This is a genomic window from Pararhodobacter sp. SW119, from assembly GCF_017811755.1.
Taxonomy (GTDB): domain Bacteria; phylum Pseudomonadota; class Alphaproteobacteria; order Rhodobacterales; family Rhodobacteraceae; genus Pararhodobacter.
In genome coordinates this window covers 46,043-71,563 of record NZ_JADDJF010000004.1, presented here as the reverse complement: position 1 = coordinate 71,563, position 25,521 = coordinate 46,043, and the positions used below count along the sequence as shown (strand labels likewise).

Genomic DNA, 25,521 nt, shown 5'->3' with positions numbered 1-25,521 from the left:
CGGCTGTTTTAAAGTCATTTATCATAAACAGAATCGCTGTGGATTATTCTCGGCTTGTGGATATCCTAGTATATAACCGGACAACTCCACTTGTCCCACCCCCTACAACCACATCTTTCCTTTCAATCTTATTTCTAAGAGAAGTAAGAGGAAGGAGAACACATGCTGAGCGACTGGTATCTCTGGATCAAGGCGTTCCACATCATGGCCGTGATCGCCTGGATGGCGGGATTGTTCTATCTGCCCCGGCTTTTCGTCTACCATGTGGAACGCTCGGGCAGTGACGAGCCGGTCGCAACACTGAAGATCATGGAAACCAAGCTGCTGCGCGTGATCATGAATCCCGCCATGATTGCCAGTTGGGTCCTTGGCTTGCTCCTCGTCTCGGTTCCGGGGGCCGTCGACTTCTCGGCGCTCTGGGTCTGGCTTAAACTGGTGGGAATCCTGTCGATGACGGGATTTCACATGTGGCTTGCCCGCGAGCGCAGGCTGCTGGCGGAAGGCGGGCATGCAGTTTCGGGGCGCCAGTATCGAATGATGAACGAAGTTCCGACGCTGCTGATGGTGCTGATCGTGCTCTCGGTGGTGGTCAAGTTTTGATCCGGTGATACCTGCTGGGCTGCGTTGACTCCGGATCGCTGAAATCATATGAGCGTCCTTGCAGTGCCGTCCGGCACCGGCATTTCCCATTCCTACCATACCCACTGGCACGCGCAGGCCTGCCAAGGAGCTATCGATGTCCGAGAACCGCCTCAACCTATCCGACCTGAAGGCTCAGACGCCCGCCGCGCTGCTTGAGATGGCCGAAGATCTGGATATCGAGAACGCCCCTTCGATGCGCAAGGGCGAGATGATGTTCTCGATCCTGAAGGAGCGTGCGGAAGAGGGATGGGAAATATCGGGCGACGGTGTGCTGGAGGTCCTGCAGGACGGTTTCGGTTTTCTTCGGTCGCCGGAAGCGAATTATCTGCCCGGGCCGGACGATATTTATGTCTCGCCCGACATGATCCGGTTGTTCTCGCTTCGGACCGGCGACACGGTCGAAGGGGTCATCCAGGCGCCGTCGGACAATGAGAAGTATTTCGCGCTGACCCGTGTCACCCGGATCAATTTCGATGATCCGGAGCGCGCGCGGCACAAGGTTCACTTCGACAACCTGACACCGCTCTATCCCGATGAGCGCTTCCAAATGGAGATCGAGGATCCGACGATCAAGGATCGTACAGCGCGCATCATCGATATCGTGGCGCCTATCGGCAAAGGGCAGCGCGCGCTGATCGTCGCGCCGCCGCGTACCGGCAAGACGGTGATACTGCAGAACATCGCCCGTTCGATCGAGGTCAACCATCCCGAGTGTTATCTGATCGTCCTGCTGATCGACGAGCGGCCCGAGGAAGTTACCGACATGCAGCGCAGCGTGAAGGGCGAGGTGATTTCCTCGACCTTCGACGAGCCGTCGACGCGTCACGTTGCGGTGGCCGAGATGGTCATCGAGAAAGCCAAGCGCCTGGTCGAGCACAAGCGGGATGTCGTCATCCTTCTCGATTCGATTACCCGCTTGGGTCGTGCGTTCAACACTGTGGTTCCGTCCTCCGGCAAGGTGCTGACCGGCGGTGTCGACGCCAATGCGCTACAGCGCCCGAAGCGGTTCTTCGGGGCCGCTCGAAATATCGAGGAAGGTGGAAGCCTGACCATCATCGCGACGGCGCTGATCGATACCGGTAGCCGGATGGACGAAGTCATCTTCGAAGAGTTCAAGGGCACCGGCAACAGCGAACTTGTCCTCGACCGCAAGGTCGCGGACAAGCGCGTCTTCCCGGCGATGGATATCCTGAAGTCCGGCACCCGGAAGGAAGAACTGCTCATCGACAAGGGCAACCTGCAGAAGACCTTCGTGTTGCGCCGCATTCTCAACCCGATGGGAACGACCGATGCGATCGAGTTCCTGATTTCGAAGCTGAAGCAGACGAAGACGAATTCCGAGTTCTTCGATTCGATGAACTCGTGACGGACATGCATCCATGGACACGATCGTCGCACAGGCCAGCGCCCGGGGACGCGCCGGGGTTTCGGTAGTACGTGTCTCCGGGCCCGCGGCCTGGCATGTTTGTGAGACGTTGGCAGGCGCGGTCCCGGCGCCCAGGACCGCAAGCCTGAGATGGCTGCGCGACGAAGGCGGAAACCGATTGGACCAGGCGCTCGTCCTTGCCTTCCGGGAGGGTCACAGCTTTACCGGCGAGCAGTTGGTCGAGTTTCACCTTCACGGCAGCATCGCTGTCGTCGGGGCTGTCCTGCGAACGATACTGAAGATCGACGGGGTCAGACCCGCCGAAGCGGGAGAGTTCACGCGGCGCGCGTTCGATGCCGGGCGGATCGATCTGACCGAGGTGGAGGGACTGGGCGACCTTCTCGAAGCGGAAACCGAAGCGCAGAGAAAGCACGCGCTGAAGATTCTCGAAGGTTCTCTATCAAGAATTGTCGAGACGTGGCGGGCGGATCTGCTCGAGGCCCTGGCGATGTGCGAGGCGGCGATCGATTTCGCGGATGAGGATCTGCCGCCCGAGACATGGCAACTGGTCCGGGAGCCGCAGGAGCGCGTCACGGCCGGAATAAGAAAAGAAGTGGCCGGTCGCAGCGCTGCCGAACTTATCCGTGACGGTTTCGAGGTTGCGCTGATCGGACCGGTAAACGCTGGAAAATCGACACTTCTCAATGCGATAGCGGGTCGTGAAGCCGCCATCACCTCAGAGACCGCGGGAACCACGCGCGACGTGATCGAGGTGCGGATGGATATCGGAGGTCTGGCTGTCACGCTGATCGATACCGCAGGTTTGCGGAGCACCGGAGACGCCGTCGAGAAGCTGGGAATCGAACGCGGCCAAAGTCGCGCGCGCGGCGCCGATCTGCGGGTTTTCCTGAAGGCGCGTCCGGAGGACGCGCCGATTGTCACCGATCCCGACGACATTGTTCTTCTGGGGCGATGCGATCTGTGGTCCCAACCCGGAATATCGGGTAAGACGGGCGAGGGGATCGAGGCGCTGCTTGCGTCGATCCGGAACAGACTGGAAGGGAAGGTCAATGGTGGGTCCACCTTCTCGCGTGAGCGCCATTTTGCGCGGCTTGCCCAGGCGGCAGGGCATCTGGAGAACGCGTGCGACGAGGTGATCAAGGATGACCCGCAGCTCGAGATTGTGGCCGAGGAACTGCGACACGCGTTGTTTCTGCTGGACGAACTGGTTGGCCGCGTCGGGGTCGAGGAGGTGCTCGGTCGCATCTTCTCCTCGTTCTGTATCGGTAAGTGAGGGCTGAAGGATGGATGCGTTCGACGTTATCGTGATCGGTGGCGGGCATGCCGGCGTCGAGGCCGCGCACGCGGCGGTCCGACGTGGCGCGCGAACGGCGCTGGTGACGTTCCGCCGGCAGGATCTGGGCACCATGTCCTGCAATCCCGCAATCGGCGGACTGGGCAAGGGCCATCTGGTTCGGGAGATCGACGCATTTGACGGCCTCATGGGACGCGCCGCCGATCATGCGGGGATCCAGTTCCGGCTTCTCAATCGATCTCGCGGCCCCGCGGTGCAGGGGCCGAGGGCGCAGGCCGACCGGCACAGATATGCGTCGTTTGTCCAGAACGAAGTTTCCGCGATGCAGGGCCTTGCCCTGATCGAAGGCGAGGTCGTCGACCTGATCATCGACGCAGGCCGATGTGAGGGCGTCGTGCTCGCGGAAGGAAAGACCCTCCGCGCGCCTTCGGTGATTCTGACCTCCGGCACGTTCCTTCGTGGGGTCATCCACATTGGAGAGGAACGGCGCGAAGCGGGAAGGGTCGGCGCCAAGGCCTCCGTGCGTCTGGCCGAGCGCATGGCCGAGATCGCGCCGCGAACCGGCCGCCTGAAGACCGGAACGCCCGCCAGGCTGGACGGCCGCTCGATCGACTGGTCGAGGGTGGAGCCGCAACATGGTGACGACCGTCCGACCATGTTCAGTTTCCTCAACCGAGAGCCAGTCGCGCAACAGATCGCCTGTGGCATCACGCACACCAATGCGAGGACCCACGACCTCATCGCGCGCAACCTGGAGCGCTCGGCGATGTTTTCCGGCCATATCAGCGGTGTCGGACCGCGGTATTGTCCGTCGGTCGAGGACAAGGTGTCACGCTTTGCCGACAAGCCGTCGCATCAGATTTTTCTTGAACCAGAAGGACTTGACGACGACACGGTCTATCCGAACGGCATTTCGACCTCGCTCCCGCGCGATGTTCAGGAGGGGTTCATCCGCACGATCGTCGGGTTGGAATCCGTCAGGATCCTGCAGCACGGATATGCAATCGAATACGACTATGTCGACCCGCGCGCTCTGCACACGACGCTGGAGTGCCGGGAGGTCGAGGGCTTGTTCCTCGCCGGTCAGATCAACGGTACGACGGGCTACGAGGAAGCCGCCGCTCAAGGATTGGTCGCAGGGCTGAACGCGGCGGGGCGCGCGTTGGACTTGCCCGAAGTGTCGTTTTCCCGGGCCGACAGCTATATCGGCGTGATGCTGGACGATCTCACGACCCGAGGGGTGACCGAGCCCTACCGGATGTTCACATCCCGGGCGGAGTATCGGCTCTCGCTCCGAATCGACAACGCAGATCAGAGACTTACGCAGAAGGCCATCGACAGTGGCTGCGTGTCGCCTGAACGGCGGGCGCAGTTTCATGAGAAAATGGCGCGGCTGGAAAACTGGCGGGAGCGGCTTGCTTCGAAAAGGGCATCGGGGCGTGAACTGCACGGCGCCGGGGTCAATGTCCGCGCAGACGGGACCGAGCGGAACCTGTTCGATGTCCTCGGCCACGCTGGCGTCGACCGTGAAGTCATGATGAGCCTCGATGAGGAGCTCGTGGAACTGCACGAAGACGACTTCGCGCAACTTCAGAGAGATTCCCTCTACAGGGTCTACACCGAACGACAGGCGCGCGAAGCCCAGACACTGAAGCGCGACGAGTCAATCAAGATACCGGATTCATTTGATTTTTCCAAGATCTCCGGTCTTTCGACGGAGATCCGGGCGAAGCTCTCGCAGCAGCGACCGGCAAATCTTGCGCGCGCCTCTCAGATCGAGGGGATGACGCCCGCTGCGCTCCTCCTGCTCGCGTCACGTCTCCGCAAAATAGCCTGAAATGACCGTCCCGGCCGATGTTGGAGCGAAGCTGCACAAGCTTATGCCTGTTTCACGTGAAACATTGGAGCGCCTGGACCACCTCGTTCAAGGCATCGCAAAGTGGTCGCCACAGATCAACCTCGTTGCCGACAGCCGGCCCGAGACCGTTTGGTCGCGGCACGTGCTGGATTGCGCGCAACTCTTTCGCTATTGCGATCCCACGGCCCGGCATTGGTGTGATCTTGGCGCCGGCGGTGGCTTTCCCGGCCTAGTCGTTGCGTGCCTGGCGGCAGAGAAAGCACCCGGGATGCGGTTCGCGCTGATCGAAAGCGACCGGCGTAAAGCAGCCTTTCTCCTGCTGACCGCCCGAGAGCTCGGCCTCGCCTGCAGGGTTCTGCCAGAACGCATCGAGGCGGCCGAACGGCAAGGCGCCGACATCGTCTCGGCGCGGGCGCTGGCACCGCTATCGCGCCTCCTCGGGTTGGTTGAACGGCATCTCGCGCCAAGGGGCGTGGCGTTGCTACAGAAAGGCCAGAGATCAATCGAGGAGATCATTGCAGCCCAGCGTGATTGGGCATTCACTGTCGAGTCTTTCGACAGTATCGTCGACGGCGAGTCCCGGATCCTGCGAGTGACCGACCTGCGGAGCGTTGATGCAAACTGACCGAGCGAAAATCCTCGCGATCGCCAATCAGAAGGGCGGCGTTGCGAAGACCACGACAGCGATCAACCTCTCTGCCGCGCTGGCCGAACTTGGCCGGAAAGTGCTTCTGATCGATCTGGACCCCCAGGGAAACGCGTCAACCGGCCTCGGCGTAACAGTGGAGAACAGATCCAGGTCCGTTTTCGATATCCTTCTTGGGGAAGCCACCGTCCAGGATGTGGCCGTCCAGAGCAGCGCCGAGAATGTCTGGGTCATACCGTCCACGCCCGATCTGTCGTCATCGGATGTTGAACTCCATGCAACCGCGCGCCGGGTATTCCTTTTGCGCGATGCGTTGCGGCAGGCCCTGGAAGCGCAAAGCAGGTTCGATTTCATTATTGTCGACTGCCCGCCGTCCCTGAATCTGCTCACGGTGAACGCTCTGGTCGCGGCCGACGCCGTACTCGTGCCGCTGCAGTGCGAATTCTTCGCGCTCGAGGGGCTCTCGCAGCTTCTGCTGACGATCCGAGAGATCCGGCAAACGGCAAATCCGGACCTTCGGGTCGAGGGCGTTCTTCTGACGATGCACGACCGAAGGAACAACCTGTCGCTCCAGGTCGAGCGGGACGCGCGGGAAACGTTGGGCGACCTTGTGTTTCGCACGGTTATCCCGCGCAACGTGCGCCTCAGCGAGGCGCCGTCGTTTGCCGTTCCCATACTGACCTATGATTCGACATCGCGCGGCGCCAAGGCGTATCGTGCGTTTGCCCGCGAATTCCTCAAGGTCGAGTCCCTTGAACCTGAAGAAGGCTGAGAAGATGAACGAGCGGAAGCAGGAAAAGCGCGGACTAGGCAGGGGCTTGGCTGCACTGATGTCGGATGTGGGTGTCGATGTGCATTCTGCTGGCCAAACGAGCGCCGAGGAGGGCCGAAAAGGCCTGCGGGAGATCCCGATCGACACCATCGAGCCGAATCCCGAGCAGCCGCGGCGGGATTTCGACGCCGCGTCGCTTGAAGAACTGTCGGAATCGATCCGAAGAAAGGGCGTGCTTCAACCCTTGGTCGTCCGCCCGTTTGGTCCGCATCCCGGAAAGTTCCAGATCGTTGCCGGAGAGCGCCGTTGGCGTGCCGCGCAGCTGGCCGGGCTCCACGCGGTTCCGGCATTGGTGAGAACGCTGAACGACAGCGAAGTTCTCGAAATCGCCATTATCGAGAACATTCAGCGAGAGGACCTCAATCCGCTGGAGGAGGCGATCGGCTATCGCAATCTGATCGAGCGATTTGGCCATACGCAGGAACAGGTTGCGGGCGCTCTGGGCAAAAGCCGCAGCCATATTGCCAACCTTCTCAGGCTGCTCAACCTTCCGGCGGAGGTACAGGATCACTTGCGCGCGGGAAGGCTTTCAGCGGGACATGCGCGTGCCTTGATCACGTCGGCCGACCCGGCTGGGTTGGCGCGGCGCGTGATCCAGCAAGGTCTTTCGGTACGTGAAACCGAGATTCTTGCGCGCCAATCGGGTCCGAAAGCCGCTGCGAAAAGAATTCAACCCTCGGAAAAGGACGCCGATACGCGGGTTCTGGAGCAGGATATCTCTGCCAATCTCGGCATGGGCGTCACGATAGATCACCGCGCCGGTGGCGAGAGCAGGCTGACGATCAAATACCGTACGCTGGACGACCTGGACCAGCTTTGTCGCCTGCTTTCAGGGGGTTAAGCCAAGGGCGAACCTGGCCTTACAGAAGTTCGCGCAGCACTGCATTGAGGAGCAGGCGTCCGCGATCTGTCGTGCCGATTCGGTCACCCTCTTGCCAAAGCAGGCCGTCGTTCATCAGTCGCGCGATGCGTGCTTCGGGCATGTTGCTCCCTGAAAGCGCTTGGAAACGAGACAGCGAAGCCCCCTCACGCAGCCGCAGGCTCATCATCAAATACTCATCGCCCTGTTCTTCGGCGGACAGTTCCGTGCGCGTTTCGTGAAGTGCGCCGGTGTTTTCGGCGCTTTTCAGCCATTCTTCTGGCGAAGGGATGGCGTGCGTGGCGTAGCGCTTGCCTTGCCACATCAGACGCCCGTGGGCGCCGGGACCAACGCCGGCATATTCTCCATATCGCCAGTAGACCAGATTATGACGCCCCTCTGTGCCGACCCTGGCGTGATTCGATATTTCGTAGGCAGGAAGACCGGCGGCATCGCAAAGCGCCTGCGTGGTCTCGAACATTTCCGCTGATCGGTCTTCGTCCGGCAAACCCCGCAGCTTCCCCGCCTTGTACCTGTCGCCGAATGCTGTGTTCGCCTCGATCGTCAACTGATAAAGCGAAAGATGTTTCGGCTCCATCGAAAGCGCGCGCTTCAGCTCGTCCTGCCAGTCCCCTGCCGTTTGATCCTGACGCGCGTAGATCAGATCGAAGCTGACGCGGTCCGTCACCGCCCGCGCCGTCTCAATAGCGGCCAGCGCCTCGGCAGCCGAGTGCAAACGGCCAAGGCGCTTGAGGTCGAGATCATTCAGTGCCTGCACGCCGATCGAAATACGGTTGACGCCCGCCCTGACAAAACCCCGAAAGCGCGCGACCTCGACGGACGAGGGGTTTGCCTCCAGCGTGATCTCGATGTCGTTGCGCCATCTCCAGGCGCGGCGCGCGGCTTCAATGACCCGGTGGACCAAGTCGGGCGACATCAACGAGGGCGTGCCACCGCCAAAGAAGATCGAACCCAAGATGCGGTCCGGCGCGAGGTCCCGAATGCGCGCGATCTCCCTCTCGAACGCGGCGGCCCAGCGGTCGTGATCGACAGCGCGGCGCACATGGCTGTTGAAATCGCAGTAGGGGCACTTCGCCTCACAAAACGGCCAATGCACATAGAGGCCGAAGTCTCCAGGCGCGCCCTCGGCGGCATCCGACGACATTCCCGCAACTTTCCAGCCTTCGGCGACTGAACGATTGCTTTGTTTCACGTGAAACAAGCGTGGATCAAGCCGGCGAAAGCGCGCGAGCGGTGGCTGATGCGATTCTTCTCGGTCTCGGGCATTTCTGCGAAGGTCAGCGCCGATCCGTCCGGCAGGAACATCGGATCGTAGCCATGCCCTTCCTTCCCACGAATCGGCCAGACCAAACTGCCATCGACCGAACCCTCGAACGCCTCCTCATGCCCATCGGGCCATGCCAGCACGAGAGTACAGCGAAACCTTGCGCGCCAGGGCTCTGCCGCCCCTCGGCGACTCAGCTCCTCGTGCGTGCGCCGCATCGCGTGCCCGAAATCCCGCTTTCCGCCCACCTCCGCCCAGTTCGCGGTATACACACCGGGCGCCCCGTCAAGGGCGTCGATCTCCAACCCGCTGTCATCTGCAAGTGCGACCAAGCCCGTCGCGCGCGCTGCCGCGTTGGCTTTGATCCGCGCATTGCCCAGAAAGTTGGCTTCGGTTTCTTCGGGTTCTGGCAACTCCAGCTCCGCGGCTGAAACCAGACCCAGGTTGTACGGCCCGAATAGCGCGCGCATCTCGGCCATCTTGCCGGCGTTGTGCGTGGCGACGACCAGCTTGCGGCCTTCCAGCCCGCGACTCACAACGCGCCCCTCTGTGCGTCAATCAGGCACTCGGAGCCCAGTTGCGCAAGCTCCAGCAGCGTATCCATCTGCGCGCGGCTGAACGCGGCGCCCTCGGCGGACATCTGAACCTCGATCAAGCGATCTTGACCGAGAAGCACGAAGTTGCCGTCGACGCCGGCCTCGCTGTCCTCGGCGTAATCAAGGTCGAGCACCGCTTGGCCCGCGTAGATCCCGCAAGAGACCGCGGTAACGTGACCCAGCAGGGGGTCACTGACCACCAGGCCAGCCGCCATCAGGCGATTGACCGCCACCCGCAGCGCGACCCATCCGCCGGTGATCGCCGCGCAGCGGGTGCCGCCGTCGGCCTGAAGAACGTCGCAGTCGATGGTGATCTGTCGTTCGCCCAGTGCCGCCCGATCAACACAGGCGCGAAGCGATCTTCCGATAAGCCTTTGTATTTCAATGGTTCTTCCGGTCTGCTTTCCGGTCGAGGCCTCGCGCCGATTGCGGGTGTTGGTCGCCCGCGGCAGCATCCCGTATTCCGCCGTCACCCATCCCAGGCCCGATCCCTTCAGAAACGGCGGCGTCCGATCTTCCAGCGAGGCGGTGCACAGCACGTGCGTATTTCCGATCCGGATCACGCACGACCCCTCGGCATGGCGGTTCACGCCGGTTTCGATCGACACCGGCCGCAGTTCATTCAGTTCCCGTCGTGACGGACGCATGCTCACTCCTGATCTGGCAAGCCCTTCAGATACCGTCCCGCCTTGCCCATATGCAACCTGAATTGACCGGGGGTAAACTCCACACTATCCCAGAGGCGCAACATCAAGCCGGGACATGACCGAGAATCGCAATCTGCTCAACGAAATGAACGACCGCTCGCGCGAGGTTTTTCGCAGGGTGGTCGAATCCTACCTGTCGACCGGATCGCCGATCGGGTCCCGCACTCTGACGCGCGAATTGACCGAAAACCTGTCCGCGGCGACGATCCGCAACGTGATGCAGGATCTGGAGTATCTGGGCCTGCTGGAGAGCCCGCATATCTCGTCCGGGCGGGTGCCGACGCAGCAGGGCCTGCGCCTCTTCGTCGATGGATTGCTTGAAATCGACCCCGTGTCCGCCACCGACCGCGAAAAGCTCGACGCCACACGCGCGCGCAACGATCATGGCCTGGGCGAAACGCTCGACCGCATCGGCGAGACGCTTTCCTCTCTCACGCGCGGGGCGAGCCTCGTCCTCGCGCCGAAGACCGAGGCGCCGATCAAGCACATCGAATTCGTCGCGCTTTCGACGGAACGCGCGCTTGTCGTGCTGGTATTCGCCGACGGGCAGGTCGAAAACCGGATCTTCACCCCGCCGGCCGGGGTTCCGCCCTCGGCGTTGCGCGAAGCGTCGAATTTCCTGAATGCGATGGCGCCCGGCCTGACCCTGTCGGAACTACGCGAACGCGCGCGGGTCGAGATCGAGCGCTACAGGCAGCAGATCGACGTGCTGGCAAGCGATCTGGTTTCCCGGGGCATGGCGCTTTGGGAGAATGAGGGCGAGGCGCAAGAGCGTCTCATCGTGCGCGGACGCGCCAATCTGCTCGACCGCGCCGCATCCGAAGAACTGGACCGCATTCGCGAACTGTTTGACGATCTGGAACGCAAGCGCGACGTCGCCGAGTTTCTGGAACTGGCCGAACGGGGCGAGGGGGTGCGCATCTTTATCGGCTCGGAGAACAAGCTTTTTTCTCTGACCGGTTCCACTTTGGTCGTTTCCCCTTATATGAACGCTGATCGAAAGATCATCGGTGCCGTGGGCGTGATTGGGCCCACGCGGCTGAACTATGGCCGGATCGTGCCGATCGTGGATTACACCGCCCAGCTCGTGGGACGCATCCTGACCGAGCGCGGCGCAGACTGACAGAGGACCTTATGGCGAAGCCACAGCCGACCGACGCGCAGACCGACGCAGAACCAGAGAACACCGAGGCCGCCGAATCCGAGGCGCGCGACCCGGCGCAGGCGCTTGCCGATATCGAGGCCGCCTTCGATGCCGAACGCGCCGAGATGCGGGACCGGCTGATGCGCGCGCTCGCGGAACTGGAAAACACCCGCAAGCGCGCCGAGAAGGACCGGCGCGAGGCGGCGATCTATGGCGGATCGAAGCTGGCGCGGGACCTGTTGCCGGTTTTCGACAACCTCAACCGCGCGCTCAACGCCGCCGACGATCAGACGCGCGCGGCCGCCAAGGGCCTGGTCGAGGGGGTCGAACTGACCCACCGTGAACTTCTCGCCGTGCTGGGCCGCCACGGCGTCGAACGCGTTTCGCCGAAGCCGGGCGATCAGTTCGATCCCCACCTGCACGAGGCGATGTTCGAGGCGCCGGTCCCGCAGTACGCCGCGGGCCAGATCATCCAGGTGATGACCGACGGCTTCCGGCTGCACGATCAGTTGCTGCGTCCCGCCCAGGTCGGGGTGTCGTCGACGCCTTCCGGCTGATCCCGCGCGGGCGCTACTTGGCCGCAGACCCGGTGATGCCTCGTGCGTCGCAAATCCCGCCGAAGCGCCGCTTCCGGCGGGTGCACCAGCGTATTTTGCTGATGCGGCGCGAAGGTAAGCGGGGGGCGGGGCCGGTGAGTCCGGTTGAAAACCGACACCGTGAGGGGCCCACGCAGAAAGTTTCATTGCGGTTAACCGCAACGAATACGTCAATCATATCAATGCATTGAAGTTCGGTCCAACCTTGGACCCTGGCTCGGCGCGGGGCTGCCAGCACCTGCACCGGAATACGGGGCTGCCGATGCGCTGGTGCCTGCGTCCCGCCAAATGCAGCGGGCAGGGCGGACTCTGCACGAGTCTGTGGATGGGGCATCCGTGGAAAGTCGAAGCGGGGCCGCTTCAATCGGCCCCGCTTCCGCAGGATCAGCTGTTGACGCTGTCCTTCAGCGCCTTTGCAATCACCACCTTGACCGCCTTGTCCGCCGGCTTCGTCAGGGACTCGCCCGTTGCCGGGTTGCGGACCTGACGCTCGGGGCGGGCGCGGCAATGGATCTTCCCGATGCCCGGAACCGTGACGGCACCGCCGTTACCGACCTCGCGCATCACGATCGTGGCCAGTCCATCAAGCGCCGCCGCGGCCGATTTCTTGTCGGAACCCATTTCGGTGGCAAGCTGGCTGACCAGCTCGGTCTTGGTCATCGGTTTGGACATTTTCGTCTCCTCATCCTCTCGTTTGCGGTCTGATTGCGGGTTCTTCGCCCGTGAAAGTTGGACTGCAGCGCTTCTAGCCAGATTTTGCAATGCGGCACAATTGAAAAAACTCCCGTTGCAGGCGAAAAAGCACAGCATTTCCGGGGCTGAACCCTGCCTAAAGGAAGGCTGTCTCCGAAAAACTGCGCAACTTCCGGCTGTGTATCCGGTGCAGCGGCATCTCGCGAAGCCGCTCCATGGCCCGGATCCCGATCCGAAGATGCCGCGCGACCTGGGTGCGGTAGAACTCCGACGCCATGCCGGGCAGCTTGAGTTCTCCATGCAACGGTTTGTCGGAAACGCAGAGCAACGTCCCGTAAGGAACCCGGAAGCGAAAGCCGTTCGCCGCGATCGTCGCACTTTCCATGTCCAGCGCGATTGCCCGCGATTGGCTGAGCCGGTGCACCGGGCCGGACTGGTCGCGCAGCTCCCAGTTCCGGTTGTCGATCGTCGCGACCGTCCCCGTCCGCATGATCCGCTTCAACTCGTACCCTTCAAGCTGCGTGACCTCCGCCACGGCTTCCTGAAGCGCGATCTGGATTTCGGCCAGTGCGGGAATGGGGACCCAGACCGGCAGATCCTCGTTCAGCACGTTGTCTTCGCGCAGATAGGCATGCGCTAGGACGAAATCGCCCAGCGACTGTGAATTCCGCAGCCCGGCGCAGTGCCCCACCATCATCCAGGCATGCGGGCGCAGAACGGCGATATGGTCGGTTGCCGTCTTCGCGTTCGACGGGCCGACGCCGATGTTGACCAGCGTGACGCCTTGCCCGCGCGGACGTTTCAGGTGATAGGCCGGCATCTGCGGCAGTCGCGTCATCGGTGGGACCGGACTGTGCGGGTCGGTGATCAGCGCATTGCCCGGCGCGACGAAGGCGGTGTAGCCGCTGTCGGGGTCCGCCAGGGCACGACGCGCGTAGGCTTCGAACTCGTCGACATAGAACTGGTAGTTGGTAAAGAGGACATGGTTCTGGAAATGCTCGGGGATGGTCGCGGTGTAATGCGCCAGCCGGGCAAGCGAATAGTCGATCCGCTGCGCCGTGAATGGGGCAAGTGGGGTCGATCCGTCGGGATTGCGCACCCCTTCGCCGTTGACGATCGCGTCGTTGGTGACCGCAAGGTCGGGCACATCGAATAGATCGCGGAGGCTGAAGCCAAGCTCGACATGCTGCGCAAGCGTGATCTCCTCGTGCCCCGCGACGGCAAAGTGCAGCGGTATCGGTGTCGCGGACTGACCGATCGAGACCGGAACCCCGTGGTTCTCGAGCAGAAGTTCGATCTGCTGCTCGAGATAATTGCGAAACAGGTCCGGGCGGGTCACGGTCGTCGCATAGGTGCCGGGGCCCGGCACATGTCCGAAACTCAGGCGCGTATCCGGCAGGTCGAAGACGGTCGTCGTGATCCGGATCTCGGGGTAGAAGGCCCGAAAGCGCGCCTCGGCGCGGCCGGTCTTCAGCACGGCGGCAAACCGGTCGATCAGAAAACCCGTCGCCTGCTCGTAAAGCTCGATCAAGCGCGCGACCGCGGGTTCCGCCGACGTAAAGTTTTCCGCCTCAACGGCGGGCGCAGTTTCGACGGGCAGGGAACGAGGAGATTTCATGGACGCCACCCGAAACGACGGAATGCCTGCACCCTGGCGACGGCGCATTCAGTCGGCAGCGCCGGCCGGCCGGCGGCCAAGCTCGGGTGCAACATGCCACTTCAGCAGGGTCAGGCACAAGACCTGCTCCTGACCGGAAGATGGCACTCGGTCGGGGGTCGCGCCTTGCGCAGACCGGTACCTAACGCCCGAAGCAACGCGAGTCGGCACCCGCACCCGCCGGCGAGCAGATCCAGGAGCCGCGACCGGAGACAACCGTGATCCGCGGAGTCTTGCCGCCGTTGGCATAGGCGCGATTGCCTCCTGGCCTCGGGTTGTGCCAGTCGAAGTCGCGCCTTTGGCCCGCGCCCGCAATTCGGGAGACTGACGGCGTCTCGGCGCGGGAGGCCGCGATGCCCTGGCCCGCGCCGGCTTCGACCTGTCCCTCTGGCGACAGAAGAATGAACACAGCGACTGCGAACGTTGCAGACATGATTCTACGCATGGCTTCGACCCCACCTTGAAAAACCTGGGCCTATCCAGCGCGTCGACGCGGCTTGGCGCGTCGAACCTTCTCAGGAAACCGAACAGAACCCTTCACACCCGGGGTCGATGCTGTGTGCGAAAGCTTTCGAAACCTTGAAACGACGGGCCGATCAGCCCGAAGCGGCGCGGAAACCGACGCCTTGGTTAATTCCGCGCGAACCGGGAAATGACCCTTAGGTTGTGTTGCATAAAATCAACTCAACCTCAGATTTATCGCGCATCGGCGCATTTCCGCGCAAATTCCGACAACCTTTCGATAAATTGCGACGAACATTGTTTCAAGTAAAGCGTTGGGGGACAGATGAAATCTGTCGGTAGCGAACATCGTGCCTGCGAAAGTCCGACCGGGACGCGTCGGATTGGGCGCACCATCGTGACGGGGGGCGCGGGGTTTGTCGGCTCGCACCTCTGCGAAGCGCTGGTGAGGGCCGGCCATCACGTTCTCTGCATCGACAACCTGGTCACCGGGCGGATCGAGAACATTGCCCCGCTCCTGATCCATCCCCGTTTCCGCTTCCTGCGCGCCGACGTGATTGACCTGCCTGTCATCGACGGCCCCGTCCTGCGGATCTACAACCTGGCCTGCCCGGCCTCTCCGGCAAAGTACCAGCTCGATCCGATCTTCACACTCCGCACATCAGTCCTCGGCGCGACGAACCTGCTCGACCTCGCGCACAGGACCGGGGCGCGAATCCTTCAGGCCTCGACCTCCGAGGTTTATGGCGACCCGACGGTCAGCCCCCAGGTAGAGGAGTACGCCGGCTCGGTGAAATGCTGGGGTCCGCGCGCCTGCTACGATGAAGGCAAGCGCGCCGCGGAAACACTTTTCCACGACTATGCGATGCGCCGCGGGGTGGACACGCGCGTGGCGCGGATCTTCAACACATATGGCCCGCGGATGGCGCCCGACGACGGGCGCGTCGTGGCAAACTTCATCACCCAGGCGCTGAACGGAAACGACCTGACGATCTACGGCAACGGACAGCAGACGCGATCGTTCTGCCATGTCGATGATCTGGTCGCGGGCCTGATCGCGCTCATGGAATCGGACCTGAAGCAACCCGCCCCGGTCAACCTGGGCAACCCGGCCGAGATCACGGTGGCCGAACTCGCCGCCCGGATCATTTCGATGACCGAGGCGCCGTCGCGCATCGTTCACCGTGCGCTGCCGGTCGACGATCCGCGCCGCCGGCGTCCGGACATCGCGCGCGCGAAAGCCTGGCTAGGCTGGGAGCCGAAGGTCGATCTGGAACCCGGCCTGCGCGGCACGATCGCGCATTTCGCGCGGGCGATGCTGGATGAGGCAGAGGCCCTGTTCACGCCGGCCGAAGCGATTTGATGACAGGTGGCGTCCATGCGACGCAAGGAAAACCCCGCCACGCCGATGCCGGAACCGGCAGACAGCCGCAATCGTGCCCCGACGATTCCAAAGCGCCCCGTCGCAACGGTGGCGCGTTGGCGCGCGGCCGGCACTGCGGGTCTCGTTCCGGCAATTCCCCCTCGGCGGCGGTGGCTCTACCTGTTGATCGGGCTGGGCTGGCTTGTGTCAGCGGCCGCTTTCTGGCTCTGGTGGCTCCGGCCGCATCACGCAACGGGCGACGGGCGCTATGGCCTGATCACGATACTTCTGCTGTGTCTTTTCTTCCTGCAGGCCTTCTTCCTGATCGTCAGCAACCGGGCCTCGAGAAGCGCGGCGCCCGACCCGGTGCCGGGGCGCTTTAGTGTGGCGATGATTGTGACCAAGACCCCGGCGGAGCCCTTCGCCGTCGTGCGCCGTGCGCTGATGGCGATGCGCGCGCAGGATTATCCCCACGACACCTGGCTCGCGGACGAGGATCCGGATACCCAGACCCTGACCTGGTGTCGCGCGAACGGCGTGCGCGTGTCGACGCGAAAGGGCTGTCCGGACTACCATCGCGCCTCCTGGCCGCGCCGGGCGCGCTGCAAGGAAGGCAATCTCGCCTATTTCTACGATCACTGGGGCTATGAGGACTACGACATCGTGGTGCAGCTCGACGCCGACCATGTGCCGCAGCCCGGCTACCTACGCGAAATGTTGCGGCCCTTTGCGGACCCCGGCGTCGGCTACGTCTCCGCGCCCAGCATCTGCGCCGGCAACGCCAGCCAAAGCTGGGCCGCCCGAACCCGCCTGCACACCGAAGCGGCGTTTCACGGGGCGCTGCAGGCCGGGTATTCAAACGGGCTCGCGCCGATGTGCATCGGGTCGCACTATGCTGTGCGCACCCAGGCCTTGCACGCCGTCGGCGGCCTCGGTCCCGACCTCGCCGAAGATCATTCGACGACCCTGCTGCTGAACGCCGGAGGATGGCGCGGTGTTCACGCGCTCGACGCCCTGGCGGTCGGGGACGGCCCGGCGAGCGTCGCCGACATGGCGGTGCAGGAGTTTCAGTGGTCGCGCAGCCTGGTCACGCTGCTTCTGGCGCACACCCGGCGATATCTGCCGACGCTTCCCTGGCGGCTGCGCGCGCAGTTCCTCTTCTGCCAGATTCTTTATCCGCTGATCGCTCTCACCATGATGGCGTTTTATCTCTTGCCCATCGTCGCCGTGATCTTCGATCTGCGCTACGCCCATGTCACCTATCCGGCGTTCCTTGCCCATGCGGTGCCGCCGATTCTGTTTCTCCTGCTGCACGCCGCCGCCCTGCGCCGGGACGGCATCTTTCGACCCGCAAGCGCGCCGCTTCTGTCCTGGGAGCGGGTCGTGTTTCCGCTCCTGCAGTGGCCCTGGGTACTCTGGGGGTGCGTCATGGCCGTGCGGGACCGGTTGACCGGGCGCTTCGTCGACTTCCGCATCACACCCAAGGGCGACGCCACGACCGAAAACCTGCCGCCTCTGATCCCGATCGTCTACGGCGGCCTCGCCACGGCTGCGATCATGCCGGTCCTCCTGTCCGGCCGGCTCGAGGTGGCGGGCGGCTTTCTTCTTCTGTCGCTGCTGACGGGCGCGCTCTACGTGGTCGTGCTGGCGCTGATCGTCGGCACTCATCTGGCCCGGACGCGGACGGATCGCGCCACCGGTCGCATCGCCACACTGGCCCATCTTTCGGTGCCCGGGTTGCTCACCGCCGCACTTCTGAGCGGCCTGTCGACGAGCGGGCTCGAGGGGCTGCATGTCCTTTCGCTGGGGCTGGAGCCGATCCAGCTTGTCCGCGTCGAAGCCGCAGTCTCCGGCGCCGGGCGGGACGGGGCCGGGACCTTCATCTACCGACTGAACCTCGATTGGCTGGAAAGACCGGGACCACGATGACGAAAAACCGATCCGCTGCGACGCGCGCCGCCGCGCCCGCCTGCGCGACCCTGATCGCCGCCCTGGCGACATCCGCCGCCGCCCAGGTCGCGCCCCTCCCGCCGGGCGACATCCCCTTCGGCGTCTACGACCCGCCGGGCAACTTCGCCCGGACCGACGGTGTCACCATCGAGCATCTCTTCCTGCCGTGGGAGGATGTCGCGCTCGCCTCGCTCGTCGACGCCGCCGACTATGCCACCGCGCGCGGTCGGGTCTTGCTGGTAACGCTGGAACCCTGGACCTGGGTGCGCAACGAACGAAGCACCCCCGCCGCCCTGCGCGAGGGCATCTTCTCGGGCGCCTACGATCCCAATGTCCTCTCGATCTGCGCGGTGCTCGGCCAGCTTCCCGTCCCCGTAACCTTCCGCTGGGGGCACGAGATGGAGGACGATCGCGGCCAGTTCATCTGGGCAGGCTGGTCGCCCGCGGCCTACATCGCCGCGTTTCGCCGCGTCATCGACCTCTGCCGCTCGGTCGCGCCAGGCATTTCCATCATGTGGTCCCCGCTGGGCGAGGAGGGGATGCAGGACTACTGGCCGGGCGCGGACTATGTCGACCTCGTCGGCCTCTCGGTGTTCGGCTATCAGCCCGCCGACCGCGCCTGGTTCGGGCGCGACCGCACCTTTTCCGAGATCCTGGAACCCCGCTACGCCCGCGCGGTCCCCTTCGGGCGGCCCATCGTCGTCGCCGAACTCGGCTATTCGGGCACCACCGACTATGTCGCCGCGTGGGAGGCCGAGGTCCGCGCGGTCGGCGATCGGTTTCCGGACCTCGTCGGCGTCGTTCTCTTCAACTACCCCGAGGTGTATCCTTGGCCGGACGGATTGGGCCAGCCGGATTGGCGCGTGTTCTTCCGGGTCACCGACTGAACGCAAGCAAGCCGGCTCAGCCCGCGCCCGGCATGCCCGCCTGCGCCTTCCCCACGTCGCGGGTCTTCGCCGCCGCCGCCCGCACGACATCGGCGACCTCGGCAAGCTGCCGCGCCAGCGGGCTCGTGTTGCGCCAGATCATGCCGATGGTGCGCTGCGGCGCAGGGTCGGCGAAGCGCACCACCGAAACCGGCGCCGAGCGGGTCTCGACCGCGACCGCCATCTCGGGGATCAGGGTGACGCCGATGCCGGCGCCGACCATCTGCACCAGCGTCGCCAGCGACGATCCGTCCAGCAACTCGCGCGGCCGCGCGTGCCGCAGGTCGCAGAACGACAGCGCCTGATCGCGGAAGCAATGCCCTTCCTCCAGCAGCAGCAGCCGCATCTCGCGCAGCGACTCGCGGTCGGGCACGGGTTTCCCCGCATCGCCGTGCGGGCGGACCAGCACGAACTCCTCCGAAAACAGCGGCACCTCGGCCAACCCGCGCTCGGATATCGGCAGCGCCACCACCGCGGTGTCCAGCCGGCCCTCCGTCAACTCGCGGATCAGGCGCGGTGTTATGGTTTCGCGCAGGTTCAGATCCAGCCCCGGAAACAGCCGCGACAATTCGCCGATGATCGCCGGCAGCAGATAGGGCGCGACCGTCGGGATGATCCCGATCCGCAGCCGCCCGCTCAGCCGGTCGCGCGCGGCGCGGGCCAGTTCGGACAATTCGTCCACCGCGCGCAGGATCTCGCGGGCGCGCGCGGCGAATTCCTCGCCGAAACCGGTCAGCCGCACCGACCGCGCGCTGCGCTCGAAAAGCGCCGCCCCCAGCGATCCCTCCAGCTCCTTGATCTGCATCGACAGCGCAGGTTGCGAGATCGCGCAGACATCGGCGGCATGTCCGAAGTGCCGGTGCCGGGCCAGCGCCTCGAAGTAGCGCAACTGCTTGAGCGTGAAGCTCACCATCAGCTCTGCTTATCGATATAATCAGGAAATGCAACTTTTACCGATGGAAGGGACCTGTTAGAACCATTCCAGACAGGCAGCCGGGTTCAAGCGCCGCCTGAACCCGCGAACCCCACAAGGGAGACGAAGATGGACGGAAACGATCAAGGACGCGCGGGCGGTTGCCCGGTCATGCATGGCTCCAACAGTGCGGTCGGGCGCACGGTGATGGAATGGTGGCCGAAGGCGCTGAACCTCGACATCCTGCACCAGCACGACACCAAGACCAACCCGCTCAAGGACATCGACTACCGCGCCGAGGTCCGCGCGCTCGACTTCGAGGGGCTCAAGCGCGACCTCACCGACCTGATGACTCAAAGCCAGGACTGGTGGCCGGCCGATTACGGGCATTATGGCGGGCTGATGATCCGCATGTCGTGGCATGCCGCCGGGTCCTACCGGCTGGCCGATGGCCGCGGTGGCGCCGGCACCGGCAGCCTGCGGTTTGCGCCGCTCAACAGCTGGCCCGACAACGCCAACCTCGACAAGGCCAAGCGCCTGCTCTGGCCGATCAAGAAGAAGTACGGCAACAAGCTCAGCTGGGCCGACCTGCTGGCGCTGGCCGGCACCATCGCCTACGACTCGATGGGCCTGAAGACCTATGGCTTCGCCTTCGGCCGCGAGGACATCTGGCACCCCGAGAAGGATGTCTACTGGGGGTCCGAGCGGGAATGGCTCGCGCCAAGCGACAACCGATACGCCAATGTCGACGAACCCGCGACCATGGAAAACCCGCTGGCCGCGGTCCAGATGGGCCTGATCTACGTCAATCCCGAGGGGGTGAACGGCAACCCCGACCCGCTGAAGACCGCCCTCCAGGTCCGCGAGACCTTCGCGCGCATGGCGATGGATGACGAGGAAACCGTGGCCCTGACCGCCGGCGGCCATACCGTCGGCAAGTGCCACGGCAACGGCCGTGCCGAGAACCTGGGTCCCGCACCCGAAGGCGCCGGACCGGAAGAGCAGGGCCTCGGCTGGATGAACCACGTCACGCGCGCCGTCGGCCGCGACACCGTGACCAGCGGGATCGAGGGCGCCTGGACCACCAACCCGACCAAGTGGGACAACGGCTATTTCCACCTGCTGCTGAATCACGAGTGGGAACTGAAGAAATCGCCCGCCGGCGCCTGGCAGTGGGAACCCGTCGACATCAAGGAAGAAGACAAGCCCGTCGACCCCGAGGATCCGTCGATCCGCGTCAATCCGATCATGACCGACGCCGACATGGCGATGAAGATGGACCCGACCTATCGCGAGATCGCGGAACGCTACCATCGCAACCCCGAGGAATTCTCGGACGCCTTTGCGCGCGCGTGGTTCAAGCTGACCCACCGCGACATGGGACCGAAAGACCGCTATATCGGCCCCTGGGCCCCGGCCGAGGATCTGATCTGGCAGGATCCGGTGCCGAAGGGGCGCAGCGACTATGACGTGGCGGCGCTGAAGGCGAAGATCGCCGCCAGCGGCCTGTCCATCGCCGACATGGTCGCCACCGCCTGGGACAGCGCCCGCACCTTCCGCGGCTCCGACCTGCGCGGCGGCGCCAATGGCGCGCGCATCCGTCTGGCCCCGCAGAAGGACTGGGAGGGGAACGAGCCCGCGCGCCTGCAGCGGGTCCTCTCGACGCTGGAACCCATCGCCGCCGATAGCGGCGCCAGCCTCGCCGATGTCATCGTTCTCGCCGGGAACCTGGGCGTGGAACAGGCCGCCAAGGCCGCGGGTTTCGAGATCGAGGTGCCCTTCGCGCCCGGCCGCGGCGACGCGACCGAGGCGATGACCGACGCCGCCTCCTTCGATCCGATGGAGCCCTTGGCGGACGGGTTCCGCAACTGGCAGAAGAAGGACTATGTCGTCACGCCCGAGGAAATGCTGCTGGATCGGTCGCAGCTCATGGGTCTGACCGCGCACGAGATGACCTGCCTTGTCGGCGGCATGCGCGTGCTCGGCACCAACCACGGCGGCACCCGGCATGGGGTCTTCACCGACCGCGAAGGGCAACTGACGACCGACTTCTTCGCCAACCTGACCGACATGGCCTACAAGTGGCAGCCGAAGGGCCAGAACCTCTACGAGATCGTGGACCGCAAGACCGGACAGGCGAAATGGACCGCGACCCGCGTCGATCTCGTCTTCGGCTCCAACGCCGTCCTGCGCGCCTATGCGGAGGTCTACGCCCAGGACGACGCGCAGGAACGGTTCGTGAAGGACTTCGCCGCCGCCTGGACCAAGGTCATGAACGCCGACCGCTTCGATCTGGGCTGATCGAAGCCGACGGACGACACCGATGCGGCGCCCCGAACCTTCGGGGCGCCGTTTTCACAGGCGCACCCGCCCCGCTGCCAGCCAACTGCCATACGTTTGCCATACGCCTGCCATACGCTTGCCAGCACCCCGGAAACACCCGTCCTGAGCCTCAACGCGCCCCCGTCGCGCCCTGCATTACGCCGCAAATCCTTGACCCGGACGGGTAATCTGCTAGCAGATCAGTCGGCCGGGCCCGTAGCTCAATGGTCAGAGCAGGGCGCTCATAACGCCTTGGTTGGGGGTTCGAGTCCCTCCGGGCCTACCATCCTAACTATTTGACCCGAAAATATCTCTTGCATTACGAGAGCTTGTGCCCCTTTCTGTGCCAGAATCGGTTCCAGAATGTAGGTGGATCATGGCTGGAAAACTGCGCCATTGGAAAGAAAAGGACGGGCGGTTCTATGCACGGATCGCGGTGCCCGAGCGGTTGCGTTCCTACCTCGATCGGCCCCGGAGCGAACTGATCGAGCCGCTCGGCGCCGATCGCCGAGCCGCCCTTCGACTCCACCCGGCAGCGGTGGCCAAGCTCCAGCACCTCGTCACCGAGGCTGAGCAGAAATCCAAGGGCGAAAAACCCGATCCGCTTCCGGCACGCTTTCCCCTCACTGAAACCCAAATGGCTCGCAGCCTTTATGCGGAGCTCGTCAAGATGGACGACCATTTTCGCGGTGTACCAGGCGCCTGTGATATCGGGGTTGACGATCTGCGGGTGCGGTGGCTTCGAAATGCCATGGCTGGCAAGTTGAGTGATGATGAGCTTCAGGCGCTCGCGGGCCCTTGGGTCCGACAGTTCCAGCACCTAGGGAACACGGACGTCGTGCGGGGATCCTACGAATGGCGCCAGCTTGCACGGGCGTTGTGCGTTGCTGAATACGAAGCCCTATCTCGGCTCGCCGAACGCGACGACGGCGATTTCAGCGGTACTCCCACGCACCCGATGCTCGCGAACCCTGAGGTGCCTGAGGAGCCCCTGGAACCGGTTAGCCTGTCCCGTCTTTGGACCGATTATCTGGCAGGTCGAGTTCAGGCCGGCTTCCTCAAGGACGGTGGCAAGCGGCAGGAACCCGTCCTCAAGAGCCTGCGGAGCTTTCTCAAGCATGATGACGCGCGCCGGATCACCAAGAAAGACCTGCTCGAATGGCGCGATCATCTTCTGCATGTTGACGGAAAAGCCGCGAAAACCGTCAACGACATCTACCTTTCGACGATTCGATCGATCTTTGCCTGGGCGCATGACAACGAGCGCTTACCTGCGAACGTGGCCGCGACGGTGCGGCAGCCGAAACCTCGAAAAGTTCACTCAAGAGAACGCGGATACACCGACGCGGAGGCGCTGGCTGTCCTGAAAGCATCGATCGCTCACCAGCCGAAGCCAAACCAATTCGGCTTCGTCCGCGAGACCGCCCATATGACGGCAGCGAAACGCTGGTCTCCGATCCTGTGCGCTTTCTCGGGGGCGCGCATCTCGGAGATCACGCAGCTGCGCAAGGAGGACATCCGTTGCGAGGGCAAGCATTGGGTCATGCGCATCACGCCGGAAGCCGGCACGGTCAAGACCGGTGCCTGGCGGGATGTGCCGATTCACCGACAGGTTGTCGCACTCGGCTTCATCGACTTCGTCCAGGCTGCCGCAGACGGCCCGCTGTTCCACGGAGCGGCAAACCCTGCCAGGTTCGCGATGGCGGCTGCAAGCGTGTCCGATGAGCTCGCCAAGTGGCTCCGACGTTCGGGCATCGCGCCCAAGGGTATTCAGCCAAACCATGCCTGGCGGCACCGTCTCAAGACAAAGGCGCGCGAAATCGGGATATCAGATCGTGTGGTCGATGCGATCCAGGGGCATGCAGGCCGCACGGCAGGCGATGGTTACGGCGACGTCACGCTGGTCGCAAAGGCCGCAGCAATTGACCGACTACCCGACTTCGAACTGACTTGAGTGGCCGCGGCTCCTCAATGCGCAACCACGAGCAAACGCGGGACGGCGCCGAGAGTGCCAGGCTCTGGGCACAAGGCCAGCAATCTGTTGCGTTCCGCGCATCTCGAACTTTTCAGAGGCTGGTTTCACCCGAAGATCGAGACGGGCAAAGGTGCTGGTGGCTGGAGATCTCCGCGCTAGCCCGCTTGGCGCAGGCGGTGTCTCGAGGCACCTGCTGGGTGAAATCGAGCGCACCGCCCGGCATGCGGATGCGCTGATCTGCGTCGTCTTTCCGAGGCAATCCGATCATTCCGATCCTCCGAGCGCGCCATTTCCGAAAGCGTGTTCCTTACGCGATTCGGATAGTCTCCCCAAAGGGAACCGTCAAAGCCGCCGCTACAAGCAAGTCAGTGATCGCGTGTTGCGATCCCGTCAAGGCATGGAGTCAAGGGAATGGCGACGAAACCGCATTCGAATACGCGGCTGGCGAAATATGTGACGCGGCGAATTTCAGAGCTTGGAGGTCGGAAGACGCAGGCCGAAATCGCCAGCGAGGCGGGTTTTGCAAACTCGAACATGATCTCGATGATCAAGTCTGGCGCGACGAAACTCGCGCTCGATCGCGTGCCGCAATTGTCGAAGGCGCTCGAATGCGATCCTGCGTTTCTGCTGCGCCTTGCGCTCGAACAGTCGCTTGGCGCAACCGCGGCGAAATCTGTTCACGACATTTTCGGAACGCCGCTGACGCGAAACGAAATCGAATGGATCCTGGAGCTTCGCGATGCGAGCGGCGATACCGATCCGAGATTGACGGCACGCAGTCGCGCGGCCTTTCGTGGGATCTTCGGGAAATGATCGTAGTGACGGATCTGGGTGCTATCCGCTTGGCGGAGTCGGTGACGGAGATGCCCGGCCTGAGTGCGAACGAGCGTGCCTGGATCGGCATGCTCCGCGAACTTGGAGGTGGCGTCATCCCGCCACCGAACCTCGCCACGGTTCAGGCCCTGCGTCTGTCGATCCGGCGCGGGCAGAGGGCATGAGGATCTGCCGGCCGCACGACACCGCGCTGGGAAATGGTGCGATCGACTGCCCAGGTCCGTCGCTAGCGCCCACACAAGGGTGCTGATCGGTGCGCCGCTTGACGATCTGGAAGCATCGTCGAGCCCCGGACGGGCGCGCAATAAACGATAGACGAAGCGGGGCAGCACCGGGCCGCCCCGCGCATCAGTTTTGGCGTTCACTCAGCCCTTGGTCTGCTTCCCGCCGGCTGATGAACCGCCGCTCTTGTTGCCGCCGCCGGCCTGCGACGACTGGCCGCCGCCCTGCTTCCCGCCTCCGGACCCGCTCTTGCCTCCGTTGCCCGGTTTCGCCTTGTTGTCCGGTGCCATGTGCGCCTCCTGTGCACGCGCTCGAAATGAGCGCGAGGGAAACCGCCCAGGCAACATGTATGATGGTA

23 protein-coding genes and 1 tRNA gene are annotated in these 25,521 nt (G+C 63.7%); 17 read left to right on the top strand and 7 right to left on the bottom strand.

What is annotated here, in order from left to right:
* Window positions 1–162: 162 nt before the first annotated feature.
* The 7 genes from hemJ to IM708_RS04225 all read left to right on the top strand — a co-directional run bounded on the left by hemJ (window position 163) and on the right by IM708_RS04225 (window position 7,500).
* On the top strand, window positions 163–600 hold the full coding sequence (gene hemJ, locus IM708_RS04255; protein WP_209425078.1) for a protoporphyrinogen oxidase HemJ: 438 nt from the start codon (window positions 163–165) through the stop codon (window positions 598–600).
* A 136-nt stretch (window positions 601–736) separates the two neighbouring features.
* Window positions 737–2,008, top strand: a complete 1,272-nt coding sequence (rho, locus tag IM708_RS04250) for a transcription termination factor Rho (RefSeq protein ID WP_209425077.1) — start codon at window positions 737–739, stop codon at window positions 2,006–2,008.
* A 13-nt stretch (window positions 2,009–2,021) separates the two neighbouring features.
* Window positions 2,022–3,302 carry a tRNA uridine-5-carboxymethylaminomethyl(34) synthesis GTPase MnmE gene (mnmE, locus tag IM708_RS04245; protein ID WP_209425076.1) on the top strand — a complete coding sequence of 427 codons (1,281 nt, stop codon included), beginning with the start codon at window positions 2,022–2,024 and terminating at the stop codon, window positions 3,300–3,302.
* A gap of 10 nt (window positions 3,303–3,312) precedes the next feature.
* Window positions 3,313–5,160, top strand: coding sequence for a tRNA uridine-5-carboxymethylaminomethyl(34) synthesis enzyme MnmG (gene mnmG, locus IM708_RS04240; RefSeq protein ID WP_209425075.1), 1,848 nt, complete (start codon window positions 3,313–3,315; stop codon window positions 5,158–5,160).
* A 1-nt stretch (window position 5,161) separates the two neighbouring features.
* Window positions 5,162–5,806 (top strand): 16S rRNA (guanine(527)-N(7))-methyltransferase RsmG, encoded by a 645-nt coding sequence (gene rsmG / locus IM708_RS04235; protein WP_209425074.1) that lies wholly within the window; start codon window positions 5,162–5,164, stop codon window positions 5,804–5,806.
* Window positions 5,796–6,599 carry an AAA family ATPase gene (locus IM708_RS04230; RefSeq protein WP_209425073.1) on the top strand — a complete coding sequence of 268 codons (804 nt, stop codon included), beginning with the start codon at window positions 5,796–5,798 and terminating at the stop codon, window positions 6,597–6,599. The genes rsmG and IM708_RS04230 overlap by 11 nt, the downstream gene beginning before the upstream one ends.
* A gap of 4 nt (window positions 6,600–6,603) precedes the next feature.
* Window positions 6,604–7,500 (top strand): ParB/RepB/Spo0J family partition protein, encoded by an 897-nt coding sequence (locus IM708_RS04225; RefSeq protein WP_209425179.1) that lies wholly within the window; start codon window positions 6,604–6,606, stop codon window positions 7,498–7,500.
* Window positions 7,501–7,519: 19 nt separating this feature from the next.
* On the opposite strand, the gene hemW is transcribed toward IM708_RS04225, so the two are convergent.
* The 3 genes from hemW to rph are packed head-to-tail and all read right to left on the bottom strand — an operon-like array spanning window position 7,520 to window position 10,046.
* Entirely contained in the window at window positions 7,520–8,683 is a 1,164-nt protein-coding gene (gene hemW / locus IM708_RS04220) for a radical SAM family heme chaperone HemW (RefSeq protein WP_209425072.1), read from the bottom strand.
* Window positions 8,684–8,727: 44 nt separating this feature from the next.
* Window positions 8,728–9,339 carry an RdgB/HAM1 family non-canonical purine NTP pyrophosphatase gene (gene rdgB, locus IM708_RS04215; protein WP_209425071.1) on the bottom strand — a complete coding sequence of 204 codons (612 nt, stop codon included), beginning with the start codon at window positions 9,337–9,339 and terminating at the stop codon, window positions 8,728–8,730.
* Window positions 9,336–10,046 (bottom strand): ribonuclease PH, encoded by a 711-nt coding sequence (gene rph / locus IM708_RS04210; protein WP_209425070.1) that lies wholly within the window; start codon window positions 10,044–10,046, stop codon window positions 9,336–9,338. The genes rdgB and rph overlap by 4 nt, the downstream gene beginning before the upstream one ends.
* Window positions 10,047–10,161: 115 nt before the next feature.
* On the opposite strand from rph, the gene hrcA reads away from it, so the two are divergent.
* Together hrcA and IM708_RS04200 are read left to right on the top strand one after the other, a co-directional pair.
* The gene (gene hrcA, locus IM708_RS04205; protein WP_209425069.1) at window positions 10,162–11,229 is read left to right on the top strand and encodes a heat-inducible transcriptional repressor HrcA; all 1,068 of its coding nucleotides are present in this window, start codon (window positions 10,162–10,164) and stop codon (window positions 11,227–11,229) included.
* Between the two features lie 11 nt (window positions 11,230–11,240).
* A complete protein-coding gene (locus IM708_RS04200; RefSeq protein WP_209425068.1) occupies window positions 11,241–11,807 on the top strand; it encodes a nucleotide exchange factor GrpE in 567 nt (188 codons plus the stop codon).
* A 423-nt stretch (window positions 11,808–12,230) separates the two neighbouring features.
* On the opposite strand, the gene IM708_RS04195 is transcribed toward IM708_RS04200, so the two are convergent.
* Window positions 12,231–12,518: an HU family DNA-binding protein gene (locus IM708_RS04195; protein ID WP_209425067.1), complete on the bottom strand. Its 288-nt coding sequence runs from the start codon at window positions 12,516–12,518 to the stop codon at window positions 12,231–12,233.
* A gap of 157 nt (window positions 12,519–12,675) precedes the next feature.
* Window positions 12,676–14,157: an AMP nucleosidase gene (locus IM708_RS04190; RefSeq protein ID WP_209425066.1), complete on the bottom strand. Its 1,482-nt coding sequence runs from the start codon at window positions 14,155–14,157 to the stop codon at window positions 12,676–12,678.
* Window positions 14,158–14,983: 826 nt separating this feature from the next.
* On the opposite strand from IM708_RS04190, the gene IM708_RS04185 reads away from it, so the two are divergent.
* The 3 genes from IM708_RS04185 to IM708_RS04175 are packed head-to-tail and all read left to right on the top strand — an operon-like array spanning window position 14,984 to window position 18,858.
* Window positions 14,984–16,021 carry a UDP-glucuronic acid decarboxylase family protein gene (locus IM708_RS04185; RefSeq protein ID WP_209425065.1) on the top strand — a complete coding sequence of 346 codons (1,038 nt, stop codon included), beginning with the start codon at window positions 14,984–14,986 and terminating at the stop codon, window positions 16,019–16,021.
* A 15-nt stretch (window positions 16,022–16,036) separates the two neighbouring features.
* On the top strand, window positions 16,037–17,950 hold the full coding sequence (locus IM708_RS04180; RefSeq protein ID WP_245242991.1) for a glycosyltransferase family 2 protein: 1,914 nt from the start codon (window positions 16,037–16,039) through the stop codon (window positions 17,948–17,950).
* The gene (locus IM708_RS04175) at window positions 17,947–18,858 is read left to right on the top strand and encodes a glycosyl hydrolase (protein ID WP_209425064.1); all 912 of its coding nucleotides are present in this window, start codon (window positions 17,947–17,949) and stop codon (window positions 18,856–18,858) included. The genes IM708_RS04180 and IM708_RS04175 overlap by 4 nt, the downstream gene beginning before the upstream one ends.
* Before the next feature lie 16 nt (window positions 18,859–18,874).
* Here the strand turns inward: IM708_RS04175 and IM708_RS04170 are convergent, their stop codons facing one another.
* Window positions 18,875–19,810, bottom strand: a complete 936-nt coding sequence (locus IM708_RS04170; RefSeq protein WP_209425063.1) for a LysR substrate-binding domain-containing protein — start codon at window positions 19,808–19,810, stop codon at window positions 18,875–18,877.
* Window positions 19,811–19,939: 129 nt separating this feature from the next.
* On the opposite strand from IM708_RS04170, the gene katG reads away from it, so the two are divergent.
* The 5 genes from katG to IM708_RS04145 all read left to right on the top strand — a co-directional run bounded on the left by katG (window position 19,940) and on the right by IM708_RS04145 (window position 25,105).
* A complete protein-coding gene (katG, locus tag IM708_RS04165) occupies window positions 19,940–22,111 on the top strand; it encodes a catalase/peroxidase HPI (protein WP_209425062.1) in 2,172 nt (723 codons plus the stop codon).
* Window positions 22,112–22,342: 231 nt separating this feature from the next.
* A tRNA-Ile gene (locus IM708_RS04160) sits at window positions 22,343–22,418 on the top strand.
* Between the two features lie 90 nt (window positions 22,419–22,508).
* A complete protein-coding gene (locus tag IM708_RS04155; protein WP_209425061.1) occupies window positions 22,509–24,086 on the top strand; it encodes an integrase in 1,578 nt (525 codons plus the stop codon).
* A gap of 555 nt (window positions 24,087–24,641) precedes the next feature.
* On the top strand, window positions 24,642–24,920 hold the full coding sequence (locus IM708_RS04150; RefSeq protein ID WP_348524938.1) for a hypothetical protein: 279 nt from the start codon (window positions 24,642–24,644) through the stop codon (window positions 24,918–24,920).
* Window positions 24,917–25,105, top strand: a complete 189-nt coding sequence (locus IM708_RS04145; protein ID WP_209425182.1) for a hypothetical protein — start codon at window positions 24,917–24,919, stop codon at window positions 25,103–25,105. The genes IM708_RS04150 and IM708_RS04145 overlap by 4 nt, the downstream gene beginning before the upstream one ends.
* A 201-nt stretch (window positions 25,106–25,306) precedes the next feature.
* Here the strand turns inward: IM708_RS04145 and IM708_RS04140 are convergent, their stop codons facing one another.
* Window positions 25,307–25,453, bottom strand: coding sequence for a hypothetical protein (locus IM708_RS04140; RefSeq protein ID WP_209425059.1), 147 nt, complete (start codon window positions 25,451–25,453; stop codon window positions 25,307–25,309).
* Window positions 25,454–25,521: the final 68 nt, after the last annotated feature.